This is a genomic window from Actinomadura fibrosa (assembly GCF_900659615.1).
GTDB lineage: Bacteria > Actinomycetota > Actinomycetes > Streptosporangiales > Streptosporangiaceae > Spirillospora > Spirillospora fibrosa.
The window spans coordinates 1-5,420 of the sequence record NZ_CAACUY010000407.1 but is presented as its reverse complement, the minus strand read 5'-3'; the positions used below and the strand labels follow the sequence as shown (position 1 = coordinate 5,420).

General features: G+C 74.0%; 5 protein-coding genes. 1 reads left to right on the top strand and 4 read right to left on the bottom strand.

Translation table 11 applies throughout. The features are described 5' to 3' along the window. Positions 1–41: 41 nt before the first annotated feature. Positions 42–1,694: a (2,3-dihydroxybenzoyl)adenylate synthase gene (locus tag E1300_RS47345; RefSeq protein ID WP_131763803.1), complete on the bottom strand. Its 1,653-nt coding sequence runs from the start codon at positions 1,692–1,694 to the stop codon at positions 42–44. Between the two features lie 171 nt (positions 1,695–1,865). Between E1300_RS47345 and E1300_RS47340 the strand changes: the two genes are divergently transcribed. Beyond that, positions 1,866–3,113, top strand: coding sequence for a wax ester/triacylglycerol synthase domain-containing protein (locus E1300_RS47340; RefSeq protein ID WP_165503323.1), 1,248 nt, complete (start codon positions 1,866–1,868; stop codon positions 3,111–3,113). Between the two features lie 56 nt (positions 3,114–3,169). Here the strand turns inward: E1300_RS47340 and E1300_RS47335 are convergent, their stop codons facing one another. The 3 genes from E1300_RS47335 to E1300_RS47325 all read right to left on the bottom strand — a co-directional run. Further along, positions 3,170–4,045: an esterase/lipase family protein gene (locus E1300_RS47335; protein ID WP_131763801.1), complete on the bottom strand. Its 876-nt coding sequence runs from the start codon at positions 4,043–4,045 to the stop codon at positions 3,170–3,172. Positions 4,046–4,203: 158 nt separating this feature from the next. Further along, entirely contained in the window at positions 4,204–4,701 is a 498-nt protein-coding gene (locus E1300_RS47330; protein ID WP_131763800.1) for an RNA polymerase sigma factor, read from the bottom strand. Positions 4,702–4,811: 110 nt separating this feature from the next. Then, positions 4,812–5,420 (bottom strand): cobalamin-dependent protein (locus tag E1300_RS47325; protein ID WP_207400409.1); only part of this gene is annotated, 609 nt, incomplete at its 5' end.

The following is a 5,420-nucleotide window of genomic DNA, read 5'->3' as shown; positions in this document are numbered from 1 at the left end:
GCCGCCCCGGCGCGCGCCGCCGCCCCTGCGCGGGCCGCCGGTCAGCGGGTCGCGGCGGCCACCAGGTCCTTCTTGCTGATCTTGCCGACCGCGGTGCGGGGGAACGACGCGACGTACTCGATCCGGTCGGGGAACTTGTAGGCGGCGACCCCGCGCTCGCGCAGGAAGTCCCTGATCTGCCGCAGCGTGGGCCGCTCCGGCGCGGGCTCGGCCGGCTCGTCCGCCGCGGGCCGGTCCTTCGCGTGGGGCCTGCGCGCGATCAGGTAGGCGCAGGTGCGCTCGCCCACCACCGGGTCCGGGATGGCCACCACCGCGGCGTCGTGGACGGCGGGATGCGCGAGGAGGTGGCTCTCCAGCTCCGCCGCGGAGATCTTGTCCCCGCCCCGGTTGATCTGGTCCTTCTCGCGGCCCTCCACGACGAGGTGCCCGGACGGCAGGCGGCGGACGAGGTCCCCGGTGCGGTAGAAGCCGTCCGCGGTGAAGGCGAGCCGGTTGTGCTCGGGCGCGCGGTAGTAGCCGCGCGGCGTGTACGGGCCGCGGGTCAGCAGCTCGCCGACCTCGCCGGGGGCCACCGGCGCGCCCTTGGCGTCCACGATCCGGATCTCGTCGGCCGGGGACAGCGGGCGGCCCTGCGTGCGCTCGACCAGCTCCGGCGGATCGTCCAGCCGCGTGTAGTTCAGCAGGCCCTCCGCCATCCCGAACACCTGCTGGAGGGCGCAGCCGAGGACCTCCGGGACGCGCGCCGCCCGCTCGGGCGCGAACCGGGCGCCGCCGACCTGGAGCAGCGCGAGCGAGGACAGGTCGTTCCGGGTCCGGGGCGCCGCCTCCAGCCACAGGTGCGCGAGCGGCGGGACCAGCGCGCAGGCGGTGACGCGCTCCCGCTCGATCAGCGGGAACGCCTCGTCGGGGGAGCCGGACGAGGCGAGCACCACGGTGCCGCCGGCGGCCAGCACGCCGAGGACGCCGGGGCAGGCGAGCGCGAAGTTGTGCGCGACCGGGAGCACGGCGAGGTAGACGGTGCCGGCGGTGACGCCGCACACCTCGGCGCTCGCCTCCAGGTTGTAGACGTAGTCGCGGTGCGTCCGCGGGATCAGCTTGGGCAGCCCGGTCGTCCCGCCCGACAGGAGGAGCACGCCGATGTCGGACGGGGCCGGCCGGTTCCAGATCTCCGCGGGGCCGCCGGTGCCGCCGGCCAGCTCGGCGAGCGCGACCAGCTCCTGCGCGTCGCCGTCCACGATCACGTGCTCGACCGGCAGGGCGCGGGCCATCGCCCGGTAGTCGAAGCCGCCGTCGGTGTCGGCGCAGACGTAGGCGCGGGCGTCCGCCAGCTCGCACAGGTAGCGGATCTCGCTCTCGCGGTGCGCGGGCAGCGCCAGGACGGGAATCGCGCCGATCCGCGCCAGGGCGAGGAACGTCACGACGAAGCCGGTCGTGTTGAGCAGCTGGACGATGACGCGGTCACCGCGCTCGACGCCCAGGCGGAGGAGGCCGGAGGCGGTGTTCGCGACCCGCCGGTCCAGCTCGCCGTAGGACACCCGGTCCCGCCCCGCCACCACCGCCGTCCTGGACGGGTCGCCGCGCGCGATGTCGCCGAGCAGGACGTCGCCCCAGTAGCCCTCCGCCTTGTAGCGGGCCTCGAACTCCGGCGGCCACGGTGTGAAGGCGTCCGCGCAGCGCGCCTCCGTCTTGTTCATCGACACGTCTTCTCCTCAGTGCCTCGGCAGGCGAGACCCCGCCCGCACTCATCACTCTATGTAGTGATAGACAAGCAGACAGTCAACAAAAGGGCCGCGTCAGTACGCGACCGTCCGAGGGGAGTCCCCATGCCTTTCCTGCGCACGGCACCGCGAAGCGAGTCGGTACCGGTGAGCACGACCACGCGGATCCTGGAGCGGATGTCCGGGGAGGACGACTTCTTCGTCGCCACCTGCGGCGTCCTGACCGTCGAGGGCCCGGCTCCCTCGCTGGACGCGCTGCGCGCCGAGATCGCCGACCGCCTCGATCGGGCGCCGCTCCTGAGGTACCGGCTGGGCGACGACCGGTCGCGGTGGGTGCCGGTCGACGACTTCGACCCTTCGCCGCACGTCCGTGAGGTGGAGCTCGCCCCAGAGGACGACACGATCGCGGCGATCCTCGCTCTACCGCCTCTGCCGCTCGACCGTCCGCCGTGGGAACTGGTCATGCTGCACGGCCACGCCTCCGACGAGTACACGCTGTGCTACCGCACCCACGTGATGTTCCAGGACGGGACGTCCATGATCGGGACGTTGGAGGCCCTGTTCGGCCGCCGGCGGCTGGGCGAGCCCGGGGCGCGCGCCGCCCGCGCGCCCAAGCGCGGGCGGGCGGCGGATCCGGCGTCCGGGCGGCCCTCGGTCCGCGAGCGCCTCGACCTGGGGGTGCGCCTGCGACGACGGCCGCGCTGGTCGCCCAACAAAGTGCCGTCCACGGGCGAGTACACCATCACCAGAGTGGACCTGGACGTCGCTCAGCTGCTCGCCGTCGCACGGGCGAACCGGGCGACCCTCAACCAGGTGTGCCTCGCCGCGCTCACCGGCGCGCTCCGCGCCTGGACGCCCGAGGACTGGCCCGGCCCCGAGGTGGGACGCGCGCTGCCGGCGTACATCCCGATCGACCTGCGGCCGCCGGACCGTAGCGGCACCTTCGGGCCCGACGTCGGGATCCTGCCCTTGGACCTGCCCTGCGGGCGGTCGTCCCCGCGCGAGCACCTGCGGCAGGTGATGAGCCAGACCGGTGAACGGCGGATCCGCGTTCACCGCGACCGGGGGCGGGCGGTCTCGAACCGCATCCCGTACCGGCTGGCGAAGGCGATGCTGGAGCGCGTCGTCGACCCGGACTTCATCGCCATGGGCGTGACGACGCTCCGGGTCGCGCCGGGCCTGGCCGTGGCGGAGGCGCCGGTGCGCCGGGTGATGACGCTGCCGGGCTTCGTGCCGCGGCAGCGCCTCAACATCGTGATCGTCCAGTACGGGAACGCGGTGACGGCGTTCCTCGTCACCGACACCGCGCTCGCCGCGTCGCCCGGCACCCGGCCGGAGCGGCTGGCCGCCCTGTGGCGCGAGGCCCTGGAGGAGCTGCACACCGCCTGCGCCTGACCCGCGCCCGCGGTCATCGGGCCGGGGCCGGCCGCCGCGCGCGGGTCACCCGGGGATCACCCGGGAATGCTGAGCCCGCACGCTATGCGGCGCTTGTGGCCCGGATCCAGAGCCCGCAGGATGAGGCCGTTCACGGCGGAGTTGTCGAGAAGGCCGAGATGGCCGCTGAGGTCCGACGGGCAGTAGTGCTGCACGTAGATGTTCTTGACGCCGGGCTCGGTGATGAACGCGATGTCCGGCGGCGTGGCGGCCTCGTCGTGCTGCGTGGCGATCATCGTGTAGTCGATCCCCGGCCGGGTGATGCGGCCGGTCTCCAGCTGGTCGACCGAGTCTCCCCCGTCCTCCAGCTGGACGCACGGCGCGCAGATGAGCTCCTTGTTGACGAAGTCGGCCGGGGGGCGGAGCAGCAGCGCCTCCTCCAGCCTGAGCGCGCGGCTGTAGTCCGTCCCGTGGATGGGCGCTCCCAGGGAGACCACGTGGCCGATCCGCTTGGCCTTCCCGGGGATGAACTTGGGGATGAAGACGGCCTCGAAACCGCCGAGCGAGTGGCCGACGAGATCGACCTTCTCCGCCTGGGTCGCCTCGAAGACGCGGTCGAGATAGGCCGAGATCTCCCAGGCCGACTTCTCGACGAAGTCGATCCCGCCCACCGGGACGACCGGCAGCCGGCCGCCGTAGGTCGGAGCGAACACGCAGTAGCCGTTGGCCGCCAGTTGCGGGCCGATGACCGGCCAGGACATCGTCGCGTTCGTCATCGCCCCGTGCAGGAGCACGACCGGACGCGGGTGCGCGGGCGAGGGACGGCAGGTCCAGTCGTTGAGGCCGTGCGAGGGGTTCGCACTGGCCGGCACCGCGGCGCTCAGAGCCAGCATGAGGGCGGCGACGACCACCGCCAGGGTCTTGCCGAGAACCAGACGAGAACTCTGAGTCACTTTGCCCTCACAATAAGTAGCGAGAGTCTCAGTGAATCATGGATCGGTCCGCATCGTGGGCGACTCGCCGTGAACCGCCGTTTCGCTGATTGCGAGCCTGATGACGTCCCGGACGCCGTCCTTTTCCCCGCCGCCCCGGACGGCGCGCCGGGGGGGCGTCACAGCAGGTCGCGGAGGCGGCGGAGGCCGCGGGTCGTGCGCGCCTTGACCGTGCCGAGCGGGACGGCCAGCCGGTCGGCGATCTCCCGCTGCGTGAGCTGCCCGTAGTGGGCGAGGACGATCGCCTGCCGCTGCGGGGCGGGCAGGACCGCGAGGGCCTGGCGGACGTCGCAGGCGGCGTCCACGGCGGCGGTGTCGTCGTGCGCCCGCGCGGCGTCCTCCAGCGGGACCGTCCGGCGGTAGTGGCGCGCCTCGGCGCGCAGCTGGTCGATCGCCCTCTTGCGGGCGATCGCCAGGACCCAGGGCTCCAGGCCGCAAGCCGGGTCGAACCGCCCGCGGGCCCGCCACACCTCCAGGAACACGGCCTGCACCACGTCGTCCACGGCGTGCCCGGGCACCAGGCGCCCGACATGCCTGCGGACGAGGGGTCCGAGCGTCCCGTAGCACTCGTCCAGCGCGGCCTCGTCACCGCGCGCGAGCCGCTCCCCGAGCGTCATGCCACCACCCCGTCGCCAAATCGCTTCAAAACTTGTTCATAGTCGTTCGGCGGGGCGCGCGCAACCGGGGCGGCACCAAGGAACGGCATGATCAGGCCAGTTTCGGCAGGTCAGGCGGGGTTGAAGAAGGATTCCACCGCGGCGATCGCCGCGGGCAGGGTCGCGACCGGCCGGACCGCGTCCGGGAGCCGGTCGCGCGCCCAGCCCGGCCCCCCGGCGAGGAGGCGGGCCGCCGGGCGCGACCCGGGCAGCTCCGCCAGCCACTCGGGGGCACCGGTCTCGGCGGTCTGCGACCAGACGAAGACGACGCTCGCCCCCGTCCGGCGGATCGCGGCGGCGAGCGCGCGGGGCGGCACCCGGGCCCCGAGGAGCCGGACGGCGACGCCCGCCTCCGCCAGCGCCGCGGCCAGCGCGTGCACCGGCAGGCTGTGCTGCTCCTCCGGCGCGCAGGCGAGCAGGACGGGACGGGCGTTGCGCGGCGCCGCGGGCGGCGGCACCTCCAGCAGGCAGCCGAGCAGCACCGCGGACAGCAGGTGCTCGACCTCCACGCAGTCGCCGGTCGCGGCGTACTTGCGGCCGATCCCCGCCAGCACCGGGACGATCAGGCCGTCCCAGGCGCGCACGACCCCGTCGCGGCCTATGGCGGTCCGGACGGCGTGCGCCGCGGCGTGGGCGTCCATCGCCATCGCCGCGCGGGCGAGGCCGCGGACCTCCTCCGG

Excerpts from the sequence above, each read along its gene's own strand:
- E1300_RS47345 (WP_131763803.1), bottom strand. The coding sequence starts at position 1,694 with ATGAACAAGACGGAGGCGCGCTGCGCGGACGCCTTCACACCGTGGCCG.
- E1300_RS47330 (WP_131763800.1), bottom strand. The coding sequence starts at position 4,701 with ATGACGCTCGGGGAGCGGCTCGCGCGCGGTGACGAGGCCGCGCTGGAC.